The sequence below is a fragment of the Streptomyces sp. NPDC006140 genome, from assembly GCF_040628815.1.
Lineage (GTDB): Bacteria > Actinomycetota > Actinomycetes > Streptomycetales > Streptomycetaceae > Streptomyces.
Genome location: NZ_JBEXTS010000027.1, coordinates 32930 through 53404 on the forward strand (window position 1 = coordinate 32930; position 20475 = coordinate 53404).

Sequence of the window (20475 nt, forward strand, 5' to 3'; positions counted from 1 at the left end):
CCTCCCCCTCTACTCTCCGTCGTCCCCGGCGGCGACCTCGCCCGTCTTGATGTAGCGCGCGAGGTTGAGGTCCTGGCCGTATTTCTCGCGCACTTCCTCCGCCCACAGCGTGGTCTGGGTGCCCTCGTGCTTGACCATGCCGGGCGACACCCCGATCCGGAAGGAGCCGGGGACCGTCCTGCCGTCGGCGCCGTAGGGCAGCACGTCCAGCGGGGACGGGCCGTCAGCGGCGTAGACGGCGCAGTCGGAGAGTACCGCCACCGGGTAACGGCCGGTCGCCGCGGCCAGGTTGAGCATCTTGCGGTGCATGTTGACGCGGGCCCGGGAGATGACGGCGGCGCGGATGTCGGGGCGCCATGTCGGCCGGGACAGGGCAGGCCAGGGCTGCCCCGGCTTCCAGCCGCCGCCGCGCGCCCGCTCGCGGAGCTTGCCGATACCGCCCTTCACGGTCGACTTGACCGCGTCCAGGACCATCGCCATCTCCGGGTCGCGCCGCCGGTAGCCGTCCATCGCCTTCAGGAACCGCGCGGGCGGCAGTTTCTCGCCCACGCCCAGGTCGGTCATCGTCTCGACGTAGGCGTCGCGCAGCCGCTTGTACCAGCCGTCGAGGAACCTGCCCTTCTCCTCGCGGACCCAGGCCTCGACGGGTGCGACCTCGTAGCCCAGTTCCACCGCGTAGGCCACCGTCGGTGTCGCGTACCAGGCCGGGCCCGAGGGGTGCTCGCCCGTCGGGGTGAACGGGTTGGGCAGCAACTCGCCCCGCACCCGCTGCCACCGCTTGCCCACCAGCACCCGCGAGAGGTCGACGTGGGAGAGGTCGACGAGCCAGGCCCCCGGCAGCGCCGCGTCGAAGGCGGGGCGGGTGACGTGCACGGGCGGGGCGGCCAGGCCGACCACCGCGCCGTTGGCGGCGGCCCCGAACGCGAGGTTGACGTCGATGCCGACCAGGTAGCGCTGCATGCACTCGGCGTCGGTCAGCTGCCGCGCCCAGTCGTAGGCCTCCTCCAGCAGCATCTCCTCGGGGCCGCGCTGGTGGAAGCGGGGCAGGTGGGCGAGCAGCGGATGACCGTCGGGGGCTTCGCAGGGGGCGCACTCGACGGGCCGCTCCCCCAGCGAACCGGGCCGGTGCTCCTTGTGCCGCCGGCCGGACTCGTCCGGCTCGCCCGCGCGCGTCGGCGGGTTCACCGCCGTCATCAGCTCCAGGCCCGTGACGGCCGCCGAGCCCCGCGGGGTCAGCACCCGCACCGCGTAGGTGCCCAGTACCCGGGCCAGTTCCGCCGGTTCGAGCTGCGCGGCCCCGCCCCAGGTGCGGGGGTCGAGTGCGTTCCAGGAGGGGACGCACAACTGCACGCACTGGCGCAGGCGGCCCTCCGCGGGACGGTAGATGCGCGCCCAGGGGCCGAAGCCGCGCTGGGTCAGCTGCCAGTTCGCCTTGTGGAGTTGCTTGACGACCTTGTGGCCGTCCGGGAGCCGCCCGGCCAGCCGCTCAGGCTCCGACAGGCGCGCCGGGAGGCCGTAGCGCTCCAGCGCGGACTCGGTGAGCACGAGCAGCGGGTCGGCGTCCTTGCCGCTGCCGTGCAGTCGCGGGGCTCCCAGTCGCGCTGCGGTCAGTGTCCATTCCACCAGCGCGGGCAGCGACTTGGCGGGGACGTCCAGCATCAGGCCGCCGACGCCGTAACCGGTCACCCGTCGTTCGGCGTCCGCGTCGAGGACCAGCAGCGGGCCGTTCGCGAACCGGTCGGTGCCGGGCTGCGGGGGGCTCGGCTGTGCCGTCCGCTCGGCGTCTCGGCGTCGCCCCGCCGGTGACGAGCCGGACGGGCGCGCCCCGGGAACCGCCGCCTGCTCGCGATCCGTTGGCGCGGCCGGGGTGTCGGGGGGCGTGGGGGTCGTGTCCGGTGCGGGAGCGGCCGTGTCGGCGTCGGCGGGGTAGAGCCGGGCCAGTTGGTCCAGCAGGCGGGCGTACGCGTCGCGCTCCGGTGGGCGCGGTTCGGTCTTGCCGGCTTCCCAGCCGCTGAGCGTCGCGCGCCGCACCCGCAGGGCCGTGGCCACCTCGTCGAGCGTCAGCCCGTGTGCCTGCCGCAGGCGCTTGCGCTCCGCCGGCGGCGGCAGGGGGGAACGGGAAGCGACCAGCGCGTCGACCGCGTCGAACAGCTCGGACATGCAGTACCTCCTGTGCGGCACCGTATCGCGAAGCGCACATCTCGCGTACGAAGCACGCACCTGCGGCGCACCTGTCAACCGGATACCGCGCACCTGTCACACCGGAAACCGGGCACCTGTCACACCGGATGCCGGTCGCGGGCCGGTCGTTGGAAGCAGGAGAGGACGACCACGAACGGCCAGACCGACTGGATCGTCGTCACGGCGCGCTCGGCGGCACCCGCGGCGCCCCGCTGGTGCAGTTCGACCAGGAACCATGCCGCGCCCAGGGCCATCACGGCGGTCGCCCCGAGGGCGGGCAGGGGCCGCAGGGCCCAGGGCACGGTGCCGCTGGTCCTGGCGGCCAGGACGGGCCAGGCCGCCAGGAGGACGAAACCGACGGCGGCCACCGAGCCGTGACCGAGGGAGCCTCCGCTGCTCGGTGCCGGGACCAGGGCCACCGTCAGGGCCGACACGCCGCCGGCCGCGAGGGCCACCCGTCCGGCGGTCGCGGCCGGTCGCAGTCCCCAGGCGGTGAGCAGGTGGCAGACGCCCAGGGCGATGAACGCGGCTGTCATCACCCAGTAGCCCGAGTTTCCCGGGGCCGCCAGGACGCTGATCGTCTGGGCGGCCGGGTCGTAGGCCGGGCCCTGCAGGGACGCGGCCATCAGCCAGCCCATGATCAGGACGACAGGCGCACACCCCGACGACACCAGCGCCCAGACAGGAACAGATCGCATCAGGACACCGTAAAGCGGTGCATTCGCCGACGGTGGTGTGTGGGTGTCGGTCGCCGGGTTCCGGGCACGGGTTGGGCCCGCGTGGCGTAGTCGCCCAGCCCCCGTGCGGCTGCGGGGCGCACGATGGAATCGTGCGGGTGCGCGGCGAAAGGTGATCGGTCATGGAGCTCACCCTGGTGGTGCTCATCATCATCGTGGGGCTGACGTTCGACTTCACCAACGGCTTCCACGACGCCGCGAACGCGATCGCCACCTCGATCTCGACCCGGGCGCTGACGCCGCGGGTGGCGCTGGCCATGGCCGCGGTGATGAACTTCTGCGGCGCCTTCCTGGGGACCGAGGTCGCCCAGACCGTCGGCAGCGGCATCATCGGCGCGCCCGAGGAGCTGTCGGGTCTGCTGCTGGTCGTCTGTGCGCTCGTCGGCGCCATCGCGTGGAACGTCTTCACCTGGTGGCGGGGGCTGCCGACCTCGTCCTCGCACGCCCTGATCGGCGGGCTCGTCGGTGCCGCGCTCGCCGCCTCCGCCACCGTGCACTGGTCCGGCATCGTGGACAAGGTCGTACTGCCGATGCTGTTGTCGCCGCTGGTCGGCGTGGCTCTCGGGTACACGCTGCACGCGACCATCCTGTGGGTGTTCCGGCGTGCCATGCCCCGGCCCACGATGCGCCGGTTCCGCATGGCGCAGACCGTCTCCGCCGCCGCCATGGGGCTGGGCCACGGACTGCAGGACGCGCAGAAGACCATGGGCGTCATCGTGCTCGCCCTGGTCACGGCGGGGTGGCAGGACGACTTCTCCGTCCCGGTGTGGGTGATCGTCGCGGTGGCTGCCGCGATGGCCGCCGGTACGTACAGCGGAGGGCGCCGGATCATCACCACCCTCGGGCGGCGCATCGTGCATCTCGATCCGCCGCGCGGGTTCGCCGCCGAGACCGCCGCCGCGGCCGTCCTGTACACCACCGCGTTCCTGGTGAAGGCGCCGATCTCCACCACGCAGACGATCACCGCGGCGATCCTGGGTGCCGGTGCCACGCAGCGCGCCTCGGCCGTACGCTGGCAGGTGGCCCGTTCCATCGTCACCGCCTGGATCCTCACGTTCCCCGGCGCCGGGATCCCCGCCGCGGCGATGTACCTGTTCCTGCACGCCGTCACCGGCCTGTGAACCCAGCCGGAGGCCGTCCATGATCGCCTTCCCTCCCCGGCCGTCCGAGCAGTCCCGTGCCCTCGCTCCGGACGGGCTTCCGATGCCCGGACGCTTCGCCCATCTGCACCCCGACGACGGCGCCTGCCTGATGGAGGCCGCCGCCCTGCTGGCCGGCGGCCGGTTCACCGACAGCCCGGCCGGTACGCACCCGGCGCTCGCGGCGCTGGCCCGGGCGGTCAACGACAGCGTCACGGACGCCGCCCGGCTCGCCCTGTGGCCGCTGGCCGCCGACCTCGCCGACGCCCGCCCCGAGGGCCGGGCCTACGCACCGCTGCTCGTCGGCGCGGTCGTGGACGCGGCCCGTTCGACCCGGCCCACGTCCCGGCGTCTGGCGCGGGCGAGCCGCGCGTGCCGCCGTCGAGCCGAGCGGCTCGCCCGGGCCCGTGCGGGCGGGCTGCCGGGGCGCGTCGCCGATCTGCTGTGGTGGCGCGGGCCGGGGCGCCGTTCCCTCGAGCACGCGCTCCGGGTGCTGTGCGCCGCGCCCGACGCCGACCAGCGGCTCTCCCGGCTGCTGCGGCAGGCCGTGGCGGACGCCCGGGGCGAGGCAGTGCGGGCCGATGCCTGCGAGGTCCGCGGTGAGCGGCCCGCGTGAGTCGTCGTCGGCCCCGCCCGCTGAGTATCATCCTATGGACGTAAATCGGATGATTTGCCTTCGAGGGTCGTCACCGACCGTGGCCATCCTCGCCGGAGTGATCCATGTTCCGCACCGGCACGACGGACGACGGCGACGAGCTGCTGACCAGGCTCGGGGCCCTGACGGCTCAGGCACGGGCGCAGGCCGAGATGCAGCGGTCCCGCCTCGAACTGGCCATCGCGCTGCAGCGCGGCATGCTCCCCCGGGACCTGCCCGTCGCCCGCAGGCTGCATCTGGCCGTGCGGTACACACCCGCCTGCCAGGGCCTCAACGTGGGCGGCGACTGGTACGACGCCTTCACGCTCGGCGACGGCCGGATCGGGCTGTCCATCGGTGACGTCCAGGGCCACAACATCGAGGCGGCCGCCTTCATGGGGCAGGTGCGGGCCGGACTGCGGGCCCTGGCCTCCGTCACCAGCGAGCCGGGCGAGGTCCTGGCCCGGACCAACGACCTGCTGCTGTCGCTGGGCTCCGACCTGTTCGCCACCTGCACCTACATGCGGCTCGACCCGTGCGCGGGCGTCCTGGAGAGCGCGCGGGCCGGGCATCTGCCCTGCGTCTGGGCCACGGCCGACGGGAAGTCCGGCGTCACCGAGGACGAGGGCGGCCCGCCCCTGGGGATCCAGGCCGGGACGCCGTACCCGGTGACCCGTCACGAGCTCACCACGGGCGGCGTGTTCGTGCTGCTCACGGACGGTGTCGTGGAGGGGCCGTCCATGCGGCTCGAGGAGGGCCTGGACCAGGTGATCCGGCTCGCGGGCATCGCGGCGGTGGCGGGCATGGACGTGGACGCGCTCGCGGCCGCCGTCATCAAGGGCGCCGAGCGGGTCGGGCACGACGACGACGCCGCCGTCCTGGTGGTCGGCCTCGACGGTCCCGAAGCTCAGCCATAGGGCCGCAGGGCCCCGCTCTCACCTCGCCGACGCGGCGGCCCCGGTGTCTCATGGCTGCTGTGGTGGGCACCCAGGATCTGCGTACGCCGGTCGTCATCGCTCTGCAGACGCTGGCCGTCGCCGCCTGCTATTACGTGTCGGGGCAGCTGGGCCTGATGCGGGAACTGGTCGTCGAGGGCGCGGTCGTCACGCCCGTCTGGCCTCCCACCGGCGTCTCGGTCGCCTTCCTGCTGATCTTCGGGCTGCGCTGCTGGCCGGGGATCGCCCTGGGCGCCTTTCTCGTCATCCTGTCCCTCACCTCCCTGCGGCCCTCGGCGTTCGGCGTCCTGGCCGGCAACACGGCCGCGCCGGTCGTCGGGTACCTGCTGCTGCGCCGGGCCGGTTTCCGTACCGACCTGGCGCGGCTGCGGGACGGTCTGGCCCTGGTGTTCCTGGGCGCGTTCACCGCGATGCTGATCAGCGCGACCGTGGGCGCCGGCCTGCTGATCGCCACGGGCCGGCTCGACTGGCCGAGCTTCTGGGCGGTGTGGCTGGCCTGGTGGGTGGGTGACGCGATGGGCGTCCTGATCGTCACGCCGGTGCTGCTCCTGCTGTACCGCCTGCGCCGGCCGCTGCGGCTGTCGCGCTGGAAGGAGGCGTCGGGCCTGGCGCTGATCGCGTGCTGTGTCGTTCCGCCGGCCACGCACAGCCCGGTCAGTCTGCTGTTCCTCGTCTATCCCCTGCTGATCTGGGCGGCGCTGCGTTTCCAGTTGGCGGGCAGCATGCTGTGCGCCCTGTTCGCCTCGATCATGGCGACGGTGGCGGCGACCGACCGGTCCGGGCCGTTCGAACGGCTGACCAGGGTCGAGGTGATGATCAAACTGCAGGCCTTCAACGGGGCGATGGCCCTGACCGCGCTGATCCTGTCGGCCGTGATCACCGAGCAGATCAACACCCGGCGTTCCGTGGAACGGGCGTGCCAGGAGCTGGTCGAGGTGCTGGAGCACCTGACGGCGGGCGAGGCGGCGGACGGCCGGGCCTCACTGGAGGAGGGGAGAATCGGGCGGCGGCAGGACGAGTGACGGGCCGGGGGTCGTGCGTCCGCGGGGTGGGGCGACTGGTCTGCGGCCGGGCTCGGTGGCCGCTGCGCCCGCCGGGGGCAACGGGTCCGGTTGCCGTCACGCCCGGGGAATCGACGGCCCGCGACCAGGCCCGGCTACCGCTCAGCCCACCGGGGGCCGAAGGGTCCGATTGCCACCGCACCCGAGGGAATCGACAGGCCCGCGACCAGGCCCGACTACCGCTCACCCCACCCGGGGGCCGAAGGCTCCGATTGCCACCACACCCGAGGGAATCGACAGGCCCGCGACCAGGCCCGACTACCGCTCACCCCACCGGGGGCAACGAGCCCGATTGCCACCGCGCCCGCGGGGATCGACGGGACCGCGACCGCGCCCGGCGTTGCGCCCGCCGGGGGGCCGACGGGCACGATTGCCGCAGCGCCCGCGAGGGGCGAAGACCTCGCGGCCGGGCCCGGTTACCGCGTCCTAGGGTGGGGCCATGACCGAGGTCGAGGTGCTGGAACTGCTGGTGTCGCCCTCGCACCGGCTGGCCGGACGGCCGTCGGACGGCCCCTCCCCCGGCCCGGCCGACGAGCGCGTCACCCGGGTGGAGGTACGCCGGGGCCTGGGGCTGGTCGGCGACCGCTACTACGCCCGGCCCGCCCACCGGAACGCGGCCGTCACCATGATGGCCTCGGAGGGCCTCCCGGCGGACGCCGACCTCCGGCACACCCGCCGGAACGTCCTGCTCAGGGGCGTCGACATCGACGCGTACGTCGGCGCGACGATCGCCCTCGACTGCGGCACCGGGCCGGTGGTGTTCGCCGTGAACCGCCCCGCCCGGCCCTGCGCCTGGATGGACGTCACCATCGGGCCCGGCGCGCACCGGGCCCTGCGCGGCCGGGGCGGTGTGCGGTGCACGCCCCTGAGCGACGGGGTGCTCACGGTCGGCCCGGCCACGTTCCGTGTCGTGGCCGGGGGCGAGGCCGTGTCCTGAAGCGCCTTCGGCGGTCAGCCGGCGGACGGTGCCGTGCGGATGGCGGCGATGTCGAGCTGCAGGCGCACCTTCTCGCTCACCATCGCGCCTCCCTCGGCCAGCCTGCTGTTGTAGGTCAGGCCCCAGTCGGAGCGGTTGATGGTGGTGGTGCCGTCGAAACCGACCCGGTCGTAACCGAAGGGGTCGGTGACGTGCCCGATATAGGTCATGTCCAGTACGACGGGGCGGGATATTCCCTTGATGGTGAGCTCCCCCGACATGCGGTACAGGTCGGTTCCCGCTTGTTCCACCGCGGTACTGGTGAAGCGCATCCGCGGATAGGTGGCCGCGTCGAGGAAGTCGCGGCCGACCAGATGGGCGTCACGCTGTTCCACTCCGGTGTCGACACTGGAGGTGAACAGGGTGATGTCGGCCCGCGACCGGGCCGGGTCGTGCGCGTCGAAGTAGAGCCGGCTTTCGTACTCCAGGAAACAACCGCGCACGGTGGTCACCATGGCGTGCCGGACGGAGAAGCCGATCCTGCTGTGCGCGGGGTCGACGACCCATTCACCGGTGAGATTCGCCAGGCCGGGGTCCGGCAGCACGGCGGTGGGGGAAGCCGGTGCGCCGCCGGGGCGCTGTGGGGGGACGGTCGGCGCCTGCCGGCGGGACGGCACGACGCGGTTGAACAGGTTCATGATTCATCTAGTACTTGAGTTTGGTTATGGCCGCAAGTCCCCTTGCGATGTGGGACTGTTGAAAACGAGCGCCTGACCTTTTTGCCGCCGCTTCGCACAGAATCCACACATGGCTGTCGCTTCCCGCTACCGAAATAACCATCCGAAGCCCGCTGGATTTTCATTTCGGGCATATCGGGGAATGAGGCTTCTTCTCTTCGATCGCGAGGTCGTTGTCGACGGTGTAGTAGGGGCGCAGGGAGGATCCGTCGCGGGTGACCGCCGGGTAGACGTACACGTGCTTGCGGTCCGCCACGTCGTCGAGCAGGCGGCCGATCCTGATCGGCGCCGCGTCGGCGGTGGGCCGGACGAAGGCGTCCCAGATCCGGTCCGCGCCCCCGTCGTCGGCCGCCAGGTCCTCGGGGCCGGCGGTGAAGGAGAAGCCCTTGGCGTCGTCGTCGATCCGTGGGCTGAGGCACCGTACGGTGTCGGTGCCGCGCAGGCGCAGGCGCACGGTGGCGTCCTCGTGGAGGCCGGCACCGTGCAGGCGGGCGGTGACCGTCATCGCGCGGTCCGTGACGTCGATGGTGCGGGCCTCGGCGTGGGCGGTGCGCAGCCAGGCCCGCAGCGCGAGGAAGCCGTCCTTGGTGACGTACGGGATCCGGACGGCGACCGGCGCGGGCCGGTCGCGCAGGTGCCCGTCGACGAGGGCGCGCAGGTCCCGCAGGCCGGGGCGCAGCCGTCGGCGTTCGGCTCCCGGTTCCGGCAGGAGGTAGACGTCCCAGCGGCCCTCGGCCAGGGCCGGGTCCGGTTCCAGTACGGCGTGCAGGTGGGTCCCGGTGTGGTCCGGTGCCAGGTCGAGGAGGTGGCGGACCGTCTCGGGGCTGCCCTTCTTGGGGCGCAGCCGCAGCAGCAGCTGGGGGCGGGCGGCCGGGACCGGCGGGAGGCGGAAGGTGATCCGGCCGTCCGTGTCGATCGCGCAGTCGGTGCGCGGCTGGGTGTCGTGCGGGGTGCCCATCGTGGTGCCTTCCGGCGCGTTCGTCGTCATGGTCGTCGGTTCCGGCGCGCTCATCGCCGTCCCTCGCGGATGCGGATGCGGCGCAGTACGCCGGTCGCCACGGTGTGGGCCGCGTCGCGGGCGGCGTGGCCCCGGCCGGTGAGCGGGCTGCCGGCCCGGGGCTCCTGCGCGGTGCCGGGCCGTCGGCCCGTGGTCCTGGCCGTCGCGGCCTCCTCGAGGATGCGTTCGGCCTGTGCGACGACGGGGCCGGGGGCGTAGCGGCGGGCGTTCTCCAGGGCGGCGCGGCCCATGCGGCGGCGTCGTTCGTCGTCGCCGACGAGTTCCAGCAGGGCCGAGGCGAAGGCGTCGCGGTCGCCGACCGGCACCAGCCGGCCGTCGGTGCCGTCCTGGATGATCTCGCCGGGGCCGTAGGGGCAGTCGGTGCTGACGACGGGCAGTCCGCAGCGCATCGCCTCGACGATCGTCATGCCGAACGGCTCGAAGTCGGAGGCGGCCGCGCCGATCGAGGCCTTGGCCCACTCCGCCTCCATGGGGGTGGCGGCGCCCATGAGGAACACGTTGTTCCACAGGCCGAGCTGTTCGATGAGCCGCCGCAGCCTGGGCTCCTCCTCGCCCTTGCCGTAGATGCGCAGCTGCCAGTCCGGGAACGCGGCGGCGACCTGGGCGAACGCCTCGATGAGCAGGTCGTAGCGCTTCACGGGGACCAGCCGGCCGGCGGCGACGACGATCTTGGCGTTGCCGTCCGCGGGCGGCAGGGCGGGGTCGGGGACGCTGTTCGGGAGGGCCTCGACGTGGACGCCGGGCAGCCACATCTTGCGCCGGTAGGCGGCGGCGTCCGCCTCCGTGACGGTGGTGACGACGTCGAGGTCGCGGTAGGCGCGGCGCAGTGCGGTGCGCAGCCGCGGCGAGTGGTTGTCGAGGGTGAGGTGCTCCTGGCCGACGCGCAGGACGTGGCGCGGGGCCTGGCGGGCGATGTGCACGTTGAGGCCCGGGCGGGTGCCGATGACGACATCGGCGTCGAGCGCCTCCAGGTGCGCGCCGATCCGCTCGTCGGTCAGCTCGCTGTACTGGTGGTGGCGGTACTCGGCGGGCGGGAAGACCTTCGCCGGTCTGGCGTGGAGCGGATGGTCGGCCTCCTTGCGGAGGTCCACCAGGGCCCGCAGCCGCACCCGGGGGTCCGGGGTGAGGTTGGGGTGTTCGCGGTGGCGCAGCGCGGAGACGATCTCCACGTCGTGCCGTTCGGCGAGGGCTCCGGCCAGGTTGAACGTGGTGGTGATCGTGCCTCCGATCCCGTAGGCGTTGTGAATCAGGAAAGAGATCTTCATGGTGGCCTAGACGGTGTCAACCACCGGACAGTTGTTCGCCGTTACCACTCCGTTGCCGGTCCGGCGGTGCGGGCCGGTCCGGCCGGTCCGGGCGTGATCTCGGACATAAGTGGTCTGGGACATACCGGATTGCCACCCAGGTGTGCATAGCTTGATGTGTTTGCCCGCAGCAACGTCGCGTCATCGGGTGCCCCCTCGTATTCGATCTCCAGGAGACCCATGCGCCCCCGAACAGCCTCCGTCCCGCGCATCACGTCCCTCCCGCCCCTCGCCCTGGCCGGCGGGGCGCTGGCCGTCGGGGCCGGCGGTCTGTACCTCGCGGGGCTGGTCCTCACGGGCGGGGAGATCGACTCCGGTACGACGGTGCGCGGCGTGGAGATCGGGGGGCTGAGCCGCGCGGAGGCGGTGCGGAAGCTGGAGCGGCGGCTGGGCGCGGCCGGCGCGCGGGAGCTTACGGTGAAGGTCGGTGACCGTACGGGCACGGTCGATCCGCGGCGCGCCGGGCTCTCCTACGACATCCAGGAGACCGTCGACCGGGCGGCGCGCACCGGCAACGACCCGGTCGGCGTGTTCGAGGGGTTCTTCCGCTCGGGCGGTGCCGTCGAGCCGGTCGTACGCCTCGACGAGGGCAAGGCCCGGGCCGCTCTCGGGCAGCTGGCGAAGGACCTCGACCAGAAGGTGCGGGAGGGCGCCGTCGGCTTCGACGGCGGGCGGGTGAAGCAGGTCGCGCCGCGCACGGGTTACGCGCTCGACGTGGACGCCGCGGTGGCACCCCTGCGCGCCTCCTTCCTGCGCGGCGACGCCGCCGCGGTGACGGCCCTGCCCGCGCGGGAGAGTCGGCCGGAGGTCACGGCCGACGAGGTCCGGCGGGCGGTGCGGACGTTCGCGGAGCCGGCCGTGTCGGCGCCCGTCACGCTCACCGCGGCCGGCAGGCGGTTCACGGTCGGCCCGGACGTGCTGGGCGAGCACCTGGCCATGCGGCCGGACGACAGCGGCAGACTGAGACCGGAGCTCGACGCGAAGGGGCTGCGGGCCGCCTCCGCCGTCGCCGGTCCCCTGGACGAGGTGACCACGACGGCCGAGAACGCCAGGCTGCGGGCGGACGGCGACCGGGCCGTGGTCACCGCGGACGCCGTCCCCGGCCGGGAGGTCACCGACAAGGCGCTGGGCAAGGCGGTGCTGCCGCTGCTCACGAGGTCGGGCGCCGACCGCGAAGGCGAGGTGGAGGTGCGCAGGATCCAGCCCGAGGTGACCCGCGAGAACGCCGCGGAGCTGGGGCTGACGGAGAAGATGTCCTCCTTCACCGTCCACTTCGAGCCGGCCGAGTACCGCACGAAGAACATCGGCCGGGCGGTGGAACTCATCAACGGCTCCCTCGTCAGGCCGGACGAGACGTGGAGCTTCAACCGGACCGTCGGGGAGCGCACCGAGGAGAACGGTTTCGTCGAGGGCATCATCATCCTCGACGACAAGTTCACGAAGGCCTCCGGCGGCGGCGTCTCGGCCGTGGCGACGACGGTGTACAACGCGCTGTTCTTCGCCGGGGTCAAGCCCGTGGAGCACGGCGCGCACTCCTTCTACATCGAGCGGTACCCCGAGGGCCGCGAGGCGACGGTCGCCTGGGGCAGCCTGGACCTGAGGTTCACCAACGACTCCGGCAAGGCGATCTACATCCAGGCCGAGTCCACCGACACGTCCGTGACCGTCTCCTTCCTCGGCACGCGCAAGTACGACGAGATCAAGTCGGTCAAGGGCCCGCGCACCGAGGTGAAGAAGCCGGAGAAGAAGGTGAGCGACGACAAGGAGTGCGTGCCGCAGACGCCGCTCGAAGGGTTCGACGTCACCGTGGAGCGGGTCTTCTACGACGGCGGCCGGGAAGTGAAGCGGGAGCCGTTCCGCACGCACTACACGCCGCGTGACGAGATCGTCTGCGAGTAGGCCACTCGCTGTTCCTCTTCCTCCGCAACTCTCCTTTCGGAGCTGAGCGTTGACCCGCCCCCGGGGTGCCAGCACAATGAGCGCGCACTGGCTGAGAGCGCTCTCAAGAGGAGATCCATGACTGGCAGACAAGGCCCGGCGGTCAGCCGGCGTTCGCTCATCGGTGCCGGACTCGGCATCAGCGCCGCGGGGCTCACCACCGTCGGCTCGGCACCGGCCCTGGCGGCCGGCCGGGCCGGGGCGCGTCCCGCGACGGCCCGGGGGTACGCCTTCCTCGCCGCCGCCATGGACGCCTACCCCGGTCACAGCGGCATCCGCCTGGCCCAGAGCTACACCGACCAGGCCGGGCTGTTCAGCACGGCGTTCACGTACGACAACGCCCTGGCCGTTCTCGCCCACCTCGCCGCCCGCACCGCGCACGGCCTGACCAGGGCCGAGGCGCTGGGCGACGCCCTGCTGTACGCGCAGCTCCACGACCCGGCGTACGACGACGGCAGGCTCCGGCAGGCGTACAACGTCGGCCCGTACACCTTCTACGACGGCGCGCCGCAGCCCGACGGCTTCGTACGGCCGGACGGCACCGTCAATGTCGGCACCCAGTTCGGTTTCACCGGCACGGCGGTGGGCGACATGGCCTGGGCGGGTATCGCGCTGAGCGCGTTGGCCCGCCGCACCGGGGCGCGCCGCTTCCTCACGGGTGCCGTACGGATCGGCGAGTGGATCGCGCGGACGGGCCGGACCGACGAGCCGCTCGGCGGCTACAAGTTCGGGGTGGACGGGGCGAACCAGCGGCTGCCGTTCACCTCGACCGAGCACAACACGGACCTGATCTGCCTGTTCGGCCGGCTGGCCCGGCTCACGGGAGACCGGGTGTGGCTGGAGCGGCGGGCGCGGGCCGAGGCGTTCGTGCGGCGCATGTGGGAGCCGTCCGGGGGCTTCTTCTACACCGGCACCAACGACGGAGTCACGGTCAACACGTCGCCGGTCCCGGAGGACACCCAGACCTGGACGCACCTCGCGCTCGGCTCCGGCCGCTTCTCCCGTTCGCTGGACTGGGCCGCGGCCGAACTGGCGGTCCTGGACCACTCCGGCCGCACGAACAGCACGGTCCCCGCCGGGCAGTCGTACGAGGGCGTCACCTTCAGTTCGGCGAGCCTCCTCGCGGACGAGGGCGCCCCGATCGCGGCGGGGCAGCCCAAGCCCGACCGCAACGGCGTGTGGTTCGAGGGGACGGCACACCTCGCGCTCGCCCTGCGGGACCGCGGGGCGCGGGGCGACGAGGCACGCGCCCGGCGTCTGCTCGCGTCGGCCGAGAAGGCCCAGGACCTGCTGGGCGGCGGTCAGACCGTGGGCGGCAGGGCGCTGCCGGAGCGCTGTGGCGTGGTGTCCGCGAGCAGCCCGCTGGACACCGGGTTCGGTTTCGGCTACTACCCCTACCGGCACACGGGCGCGACCGCCTGGTACCTGATGGCGGCGGCGCGGTACAACCCGCTCAAGGCGTGACGGGACGGCCCGGTCCGCCGTGGTGTGCGGCGGACCGGGCCGGTTCTCAGGCGATGCGGTGGACGGCCTGGGTGCTCAGTTCGTAGCGGGCGCCGACGATCGCCAGCCGGCCGGTGTCGACCTTGGCGGCGAGGTCGGGCTCCGCGGCGAGCCGGGCGCGTACGAGCCGGACGTTGGCGTCGACGGTCGCGTCGATGCGCGCGTCGCCCTCCTTGCCATGGTCTATCGCGGGGCTGATCTCGTCGGCCAGATACTGGATGTGCGCGGGCAGACGGCCGCCGGACTCCTCGGCCTCGACGGCGGCGCGGACCGCGCCGCACGACTGGTGGCCGAGGACGACGACCAGGGGTATGCCGAGTTCCAGGACGCCGTAGGCGACGCTGCCGAGCACGGCCTCGTCGAGGACCTCGCCTGCGGTCCGGACGGTCATCAGGTCGCCCAGTCCCTGGTCGAAGACCAGCTCCGGGGGCACGCGCGAGTCGATGCAGCCGAGCACGACCGCGAAGGGGTGCTGGGCCGTCGTCAGCGTCCGGCGGATCTCGGGGTCTTCGTGCGGGTGGCGTTCGCGGTAGTCGCGCCAGCGGCGGTTGCCGGCGGCCAGCTCGTTGAGGGCCTCGCCCGGTGTGGCGGGCCGGGGACCGGTGCCCGGGGTGTGGGGGGCGGCGGTGGCGGGCCGGGCGGCGCCGAGGCCCGCGCCGAGGGCTGCGGCCCCGGTCAGCGCGGTGCGCAGCAGGGTGCGGCGGACGGGGCCGCCGGTGGTCGGCCGTGGACCGGCGAAGGGGTGCGGTGCACGGCCGGCGCCTCTGTGGGCAGCGGAATCTGTCTTCACGAGCAGAACGTATGCCCGAATCCGGGCGCGATCGCCGTTCTTGCCGTTTCATGGTGAGAGTTGGGTAAGTGATGTTCTTACCTTGAACGGCCTTTGACGATCCCTCAGAAGACGCGCGAACGCCCCGGGCCGGCCGGCCCGGGGCGTCCTGTCATGCGGGGTCGGTCAGACCAGGTCGAACCGGTCCAGGTTCATGACCTTGACCCACGCGTCGACGAAGTCCTTGACGAACTTCTCCTTCGCGTCGTCGCTCGCGTAGACCTCGGCGAGGGCCCGCAGCTCGGAGTTCGAGCCGAAGACCAGGTCGGCGCGGGAGCCGGCCCACTTGACCTCGCCGGTGGCGGCGTCGCGGCCCTCGAACGTGGTCTGGTCCTCGGACGTCGACTTCCACGTGATGCCCAGGTCGAGCAGGTTGACGAAGAAGTCGTTGGTCAGCGAGCCGGGCGTCGTGGTGAGCACGCCGAGCTGGGACTGCTGGTAGTTGGCGCCCAGCACCCGCAGGCCGCCGACCAGGACGGTCATCTCGGGGGCGCTCAGGGTGAGCAGGTTCGCCTTGTCGAGCAGCAGGTACTCGGCCGGCAGGCGGTTGCCCTTGCCGAGGTAGTTGCGGAACCCGTCGGCGGTCGGCTCGAGCGCCTCGAAGGACTCGGCGTCGGTGTGCTGCTCCGTCGCGTCCACCCGGCCCGCGGCGAAGGGGACCTCCACCTGGAAGCCGGCTTCCTTGGCGGCCTTCTCCACGGCGGCGGAGCCACCGAGGACGATCAGGTCGGCCAGGGAGACCTTCTTGGCACCGGCGCCGGAGTTGAACTCCTGCTGGATGCCTTCCAGGACGCGCAGGACCTGGGCCAGCTCGTCGGGCTCGTTGACCTCCCAGCCGCGCTGCGGCTCCAGGCGGATGCGGGCGCCGTTGGCGCCGCCGCGCTTGTCGCTGCCGCGGAAGGTGGAGGCCGAGGCCCACGCGGTGGACACCAGCTGCGAGACGCTCAGACCCGACTCCAGGAGCTTGGTCTTGAGGGTCTTGATGTCCTCGGCGTCGATGAGCTCGCCCTCGGGCTCCGGCAGCGGGTCCTGCCAGATCAGGGTCTCCTCCGGGACCTCCGGGCCGAGGTACAGGGACTTCGGGCCCATGTCACGGTGGGTCAGCTTGAACCAGGCGCGGGCGAAGGCGTCCGCGAACTGGTCGGGGTTCTCGTAGAACCGGCGGGAGATGGGCTCGTAGATCGGGTCGAAGCGCAGCGCCAGGTCGGTGGTGAGCATCTTCGGGCGGTGCTTCTTCGAGGAGTCGTGCGCGTCCGGCACGATCTCCGGGGCGTCCTTGGCCACCCACTGGTGGGCGCCGGCCGGGCTCTGCTCCAGCTCGTACTCGAACTCGAAGAGGTTCTTGAAGAAGCCGTTGCTCCACTGGGTGGGCGTGGCCGTCCAGGTGACCTCCAGGCCGGAGGTGATGGCGTCGGCGCCCTTGCCCGTGCCGTAGGTGCTGCGCCAGCCGAGGCCCTGCTCCTCCATGGAGGCGGCCTCGGGGTCGGCGCCGACGTGGTCGGCGGGGCCGGCGCCGTGGGTCTTGCCGAAGGTGTGACCGCCGGCGATCAGGGCGACGGTCTCCTCGTCGTTCATCGCCATGCGGCGGAACGTCTCACGGATGTCGCGGGCCGCGGCGATCGGGTCCGGGTTGCCGTTCGGGCCCTCGGGGTTGACGTAGATGAGGCCCATCTGGACCGCGCCGAGCGGGTTCTCCAGCTCGCGGTCGCCCGTGTAGCGCTTGTCGTCGAGCCAGGTGGTCTCGGGACCCCAGTAGACGTCCTCCTCCGACTCCCACACGTCCTCGCGGCCGCCGGCGAAGCCGAAGGTCTCGAAGCCCATCTGCTCCAGGGCGACGTTGCCGGTGAGGATCATGAGGTCGGCCCAGGAGATGGACTGGCCGTACTTCTTCTTCACCGGCCACAGCAGGCGGCGGGCCTTGTCCAGGTTGCCGTTGTCCGGCCAGCTGTTCAGCGGCGCGAAGCGCTGCTGGCCGGCGCCGGCGCCGCCGCGGCCGTCGCTGATGCGGTAGGTGCCCGCGCTGTGCCAGGCCATACGGATCATCAGCGGGCCATAGTTGCCGAAGTCGGCCGGCCACCAGTCCTGCGAGGTGGTGAGCACCTCGGCGATGTCGCGTTTGACGGCCGCGAGGTCGAGGTTCTTGAACGCCTCGGCGTAGTCGAAGTCCTCACCGAGGGGGTTGGCCACCTCGGGGTTCTTGGCGAGGATCTTCAGGTTGAGCCGCTCGGGCCACCACTGCCGGTTGCCGCCGCCCTGGGTCGGGTGCAGCGCGCGGCCGTGCGCCACCGGGCAGCCGCCTCCTGCCTCCTCCGACTTCGGGTCGGTGACGATCGCGTCGTGGTTCTCAGTCATGGAAATCCTTCCGGACGGGGTGGATCACGGTGCTCGGGTGGATCACGTGCTCAGGAACTGCGAGCGGTGGAACAGGCGGGGCACAGGCCCCAGTAGATGACCTCGGCCTCGTCGACGGCGAAGCCGCGGTCGTCGGACGCGGTCAGGCAGGGGGCGTGGCCGACCGCGCAGTCGACGTCGGCGACGGCTCCGCACGACCGGCACACGAGGTGGTGGTGGTTGTCGCCGACCCGACCCTCGTAGAGCGCCGGGCTGCCGGGTGGTTCGAGGCGGCGTATGAGTCCCGCCGCGGTGAGTGCGTGGAGCCCCTCGTAGACGGCCTGGACGGAGATGTGGCCGACGCGGCCGCGAACCTCGGAGGCGATGGCCTCGGCACCGAGGTGGTCACCGTCCCGCACGGTCTCGAGCAGCGCGACGCGGGCTGCCGTCACCCGCAGGCCGGCACCGCGCAGCTCCTCGGCGGTGGTCGGGGTCCCGGATGCGGTCATGCGGGACAACCTAGCGGCATAAACACGACTGATTCAAGAAAACGAACGGTTCAATTTTGGTGTCCTGCGGGTGAGGCCTTGTGGGGCGGCCGTTTCGGCAGAGGTCTGTGAGCCATGTCACAGGAGCTGGGTGCGGCGACCGCGGGACCGGCCGGGCGAGGGGAGCACTAGGTCAGGCGGGCGAGACGGGCCGCGGCCGTCGCGGCCCGGCGGTCGGCCTCGCGGAGGCGGCGGTCGGCGTCGCGGGCCCGCTCGCGGGCCGACCGCTCGGCGAAGCGGGCCTGCTGGTGTTCGCCCTTGGTGCGCTCCAGCTCCTCGGTGAGCTCGTCGACGCGCCGCTGCAGGCGTTCCACCTGCCGCTTCGCCTCCTCGGCGGCCTGTCCCGCGGCCGCCGCCTCGTCCTTCCGGGTCCGCAGCTCGCGCTCCGCCTCCGCGGCGTCCTGGCGGGCTTCGGCCAGCCGTCTGCGCTGCCGGTCGTCGGCCTTCTTGTCGGAGCGGTTGTCGTCGGCCTTCCTGCCGGGGCGGCCCGGGGCCTCGGCGGGTGTGCGGGGCTGCGGTCCGGCGCCTTCCGCGGCGGCCGGGAAGCCGACGGTGGCGCTGAGCGGCTTGGTCAGCCGGCCACTCGCCCAGGCCTCGGCGGCGCCGGGGTCGGCCAGGACGGCGTGCAGGGTGTTCTCGACCTCGCGGAGCACGCTCTCGCCGATCGGATGGCCGGCCTCCTGTGCGAGCTGCCGGGTCTGCGCGGACAGGGCGCGGATGAGCGCGTGCTGCCGGCGGCTCAGCTCGCGCAGCTGCGTGCCGTCCAGGTCCTGGTGGGCCCGGCGCAGGCCCTCTCCCAGCCGGAGCAGCGGCTCGACCTCGCCGGGCCGGCTGCGGACCAGGAGGTTGCCGGCCCAGGCCGCGAGGCTGGGCTTGCGCAACGCGCCGATGCGCTCGGCGAGTTCCCGGTCGCCGGCGGTGCGGGCGGCCGCCACGGCCGCGGCGCGGGCGGCGGTGAACTCCTCCGGCCGCAGGGCGTACAGCTCGTCGGCCACGGCGTCGTAGTCCATGCGCGTCCCTTTCGCGCGGAAGCTCCGTTCCGATCGTCTCAGGCCGGGCCCTCGGGGGCGCGCGGGGAGCGGGCCGAGCGCTCCGGAGACCCCCGTTCATGATCAGGAAATCGACGGTTTAACATATGAGCGCCGCCTAGCTCGAAAGATGGATTCGTGACTGCCAACGAGGACTCGTTCACCAATTGGAAGAACCGCGAGGAGATCGCGGAGTCGATGATCCCGATCATCGGGAAGCTGCACCGGGAGCGGGACGTGACGGTCCTGCTGCACAGCCGCTCCCTGGTGAACAAGTCGGTGGTCAGCATCCTCAAGACCCACCGGTTCGCCCGGCAGATCGCCGGCGCGGAGCTCTCGGTCACCGAGACGCTGCCGTTCCTGAAGACCCTCGCCGAGCTCGACCTCGGGCCCTCCCAGATCGACATCGGCATGCTCGCCGCGACGTACCGGGAGGACGACCGCGGTCTGTCGGTCGCGGAGTTCACCGCCGAGGCCGTCGCCGGGGCCACCGGTGCCAACAAGATCGAGCGCCGCGAGGGGCGCGACGTCGTCCTCTACGGCTTCGGCCGCATCGGCCGGCTGGTCGCCCGGCTCCTCATCGAGAAGTCCGGCTCGGGCAACGGCCTGCGCCTGCGGGCCATCGTCGTGCGCGGCGGGGGCGAGCAGGACATCGTCAAGCGCGCCTCGCTGCTGCGCCGCGACTCCATCCACGGCCAGTTCCAGGGCACGATCACCGTCGACGAGGCGAACAGCACGATCGTCGCCAACGGCAACGCCATCAAGGTGATCTACGCGAACGACCCGTCCGAGGTCGACTACACGGCGTACGGCATCAAGGACGCCATCCTCATCGACAACACCGGCAAGTGGCGCGACCGCGAGGGCCTGTCGCAGCACCTGCGTCCCGGTATCGACAAGGTCGTGCTGACCGCGCCGGGCAAGGGCGACGTCCCGAACATCGTGCACGGCGTCAACCACGACACGATCAAGCCGGACGAGCAGATCCTGTCGTGCGCGTCCTGCACCACGAACGCCATAGTGCCGCCGCTGAAGGCGATGGACGACGAGTTCGGCGTCCAGCGCGGCCACGTGGAGACGGTCCACTCGTTCACCAACGACCAGAACCTGCTGGACAACTACCACAAGTCCGAGCGCCGGGGCCGGTCCGCGCCGCTCAACATGGTCATCACCGAGACCGGTGCCGCCTCCGCCGTCGCCAAGGCGCTGCCCGACCTCAAGGCGAAGATCACCGGCAGCTCCATCCGGGTGCCGGTGCCGGACGTCTCGATCGCGATCCTCAACCTGCAGCTCGCGCGCGAGACCACCCGCCAGGAGGTCCTCGACTACCTGCGCGAGGTGTCCCTGACCTCGCCGCTGAAGCGCCAGATCGACTTCATCAGCGCCCCCGACGCGGTCTCCAGCGACTTCATCGGCTCGCGCCACGCCTCGATCGTCGACGCCGGCGCCACCAAGGTCGAGGGCGACAACGCGATCCTCTACCTCTGGTACGACAACGAGTTCGGCTACTCGTGCCAGGTGATCCGGGTCGTGCAGCACGTGTCGGGCGTGGAGTACCCGACGTACCCGGCTCCGGCGGTCTGATCCGCGCGGTGCCGGTGAAGCAGTGCCGGTG

17 protein-coding genes are annotated in these 20475 nt (G+C 72.4%); 8 read left to right on the forward strand and 9 right to left on the reverse strand.

Translation table 11 applies throughout. The features are described from left to right. Positions 1-9 precede the first annotated feature (9 nt). On the reverse strand, positions 10-2160 hold the full coding sequence (locus ABZ386_RS40310) for a helix-turn-helix transcriptional regulator (RefSeq protein WP_358968444.1): 2151 nt from the start codon (positions 2158-2160) through the stop codon (positions 10-12). Positions 2161-2279: 119 nt separating this feature from the next. After that, positions 2280-2879: a DUF998 domain-containing protein gene (locus ABZ386_RS40315; RefSeq protein WP_351343556.1), complete on the reverse strand. Its 600-nt coding sequence runs from the start codon at positions 2877-2879 to the stop codon at positions 2280-2282. A gap of 161 nt (positions 2880-3040) precedes the next feature. Here ABZ386_RS40315 and ABZ386_RS40320 point away from each other — a divergent pair, with 161 nt between their 5' ends. The 5 genes from ABZ386_RS40320 to ABZ386_RS40340 all read left to right on the forward strand — a co-directional run bounded on the left by ABZ386_RS40320 (position 3041) and on the right by ABZ386_RS40340 (position 7645). Further along, positions 3041-4039, forward strand: a complete 999-nt coding sequence (locus tag ABZ386_RS40320) for an inorganic phosphate transporter (RefSeq protein ID WP_114257178.1) — start codon at positions 3041-3043, stop codon at positions 4037-4039. A 19-nt stretch (positions 4040-4058) separates the two neighbouring features. Then, entirely contained in the window at positions 4059-4673 is a 615-nt protein-coding gene (locus tag ABZ386_RS40325) for a hypothetical protein (RefSeq protein ID WP_358968446.1), read from the forward strand. A gap of 104 nt (positions 4674-4777) precedes the next feature. Then, on the forward strand, positions 4778-5608 hold the full coding sequence (locus ABZ386_RS40330) for a PP2C family protein-serine/threonine phosphatase (protein ID WP_351343549.1): 831 nt from the start codon (positions 4778-4780) through the stop codon (positions 5606-5608). Between the two features lie 50 nt (positions 5609-5658). Continuing rightward, a complete protein-coding gene (locus ABZ386_RS40335; protein WP_351343546.1) occupies positions 5659-6669 on the forward strand; it encodes an MASE1 domain-containing protein in 1011 nt (336 codons plus the stop codon). A gap of 478 nt (positions 6670-7147) precedes the next feature. Beyond that, the gene (locus tag ABZ386_RS40340; RefSeq protein WP_356675598.1) at positions 7148-7645 is read left to right on the forward strand and encodes a molybdenum cofactor biosysynthesis protein; all 498 of its coding nucleotides are present in this window, start codon (positions 7148-7150) and stop codon (positions 7643-7645) included. 14 nt (positions 7646-7659) lie between these two features. Here the strand turns inward: ABZ386_RS40340 and ABZ386_RS40345 are convergent, their stop codons facing one another. The 3 genes from ABZ386_RS40345 to ABZ386_RS40355 all read right to left on the reverse strand — a co-directional run bounded on the left by ABZ386_RS40345 (position 7660) and on the right by ABZ386_RS40355 (position 10644). After that, positions 7660-8322, reverse strand: a complete 663-nt coding sequence (locus ABZ386_RS40345; RefSeq protein ID WP_351343540.1) for a YceI family protein — start codon at positions 8320-8322, stop codon at positions 7660-7662. Between the two features lie 160 nt (positions 8323-8482). Beyond that, positions 8483-9319, reverse strand: a complete 837-nt coding sequence (locus ABZ386_RS40350) for a transferase (RefSeq protein ID WP_356506021.1) — start codon at positions 9317-9319, stop codon at positions 8483-8485. Positions 9320-9369: 50 nt separating this feature from the next. Next, the gene (locus tag ABZ386_RS40355) at positions 9370-10644 is read right to left on the reverse strand and encodes a glycosyltransferase family 4 protein (protein WP_351343537.1); all 1275 of its coding nucleotides are present in this window, start codon (positions 10642-10644) and stop codon (positions 9370-9372) included. Between the two features lie 219 nt (positions 10645-10863). On the opposite strand from ABZ386_RS40355, the gene ABZ386_RS40360 reads away from it, so the two are divergent. Then, on the forward strand, positions 10864-12582 hold the full coding sequence (locus tag ABZ386_RS40360) for a VanW family protein (protein ID WP_358968449.1): 1719 nt from the start codon (positions 10864-10866) through the stop codon (positions 12580-12582). Positions 12583-12699: 117 nt separating this feature from the next. After that, the gene (locus tag ABZ386_RS40365; protein WP_358968452.1) at positions 12700-14085 is read left to right on the forward strand and encodes a Tat pathway signal sequence domain protein; all 1386 of its coding nucleotides are present in this window, start codon (positions 12700-12702) and stop codon (positions 14083-14085) included. Positions 14086-14131: 46 nt separating this feature from the next. Here the strand turns inward: ABZ386_RS40365 and ABZ386_RS40370 are convergent, their stop codons facing one another. The 4 genes from ABZ386_RS40370 to ABZ386_RS40385 form a co-directional block, all read right to left on the reverse strand. Further along, complete coding sequence (locus tag ABZ386_RS40370; RefSeq protein ID WP_358968454.1) at positions 14132-14914, reverse strand: carbonic anhydrase; 783 nt, start codon at positions 14912-14914, stop codon at positions 14132-14134. A 165-nt stretch (positions 14915-15079) separates the two neighbouring features. Beyond that, positions 15080-17305 (reverse strand): catalase/peroxidase HPI, encoded by a 2226-nt coding sequence (gene katG, locus ABZ386_RS40375; RefSeq protein WP_351343525.1) that lies wholly within the window; start codon positions 17303-17305, stop codon positions 15080-15082. Positions 17306-17355: 50 nt separating this feature from the next. Then, positions 17356-17793: a Fur family transcriptional regulator gene (locus ABZ386_RS40380; RefSeq protein ID WP_351343522.1), complete on the reverse strand. Its 438-nt coding sequence runs from the start codon at positions 17791-17793 to the stop codon at positions 17356-17358. 167 nt (positions 17794-17960) lie between these two features. After that, on the reverse strand, positions 17961-18842 hold the full coding sequence (locus ABZ386_RS40385) for a hypothetical protein (RefSeq protein ID WP_358968457.1): 882 nt from the start codon (positions 18840-18842) through the stop codon (positions 17961-17963). Positions 18843-18998: 156 nt separating this feature from the next. Between ABZ386_RS40385 and ABZ386_RS40390 the strand changes: the two genes are divergently transcribed. Continuing rightward, the gene (locus ABZ386_RS40390; protein WP_114257166.1) at positions 18999-20444 is read left to right on the forward strand and encodes a glyceraldehyde-3-phosphate dehydrogenase; all 1446 of its coding nucleotides are present in this window, start codon (positions 18999-19001) and stop codon (positions 20442-20444) included. Positions 20445-20475: the final 31 nt, after the last annotated feature.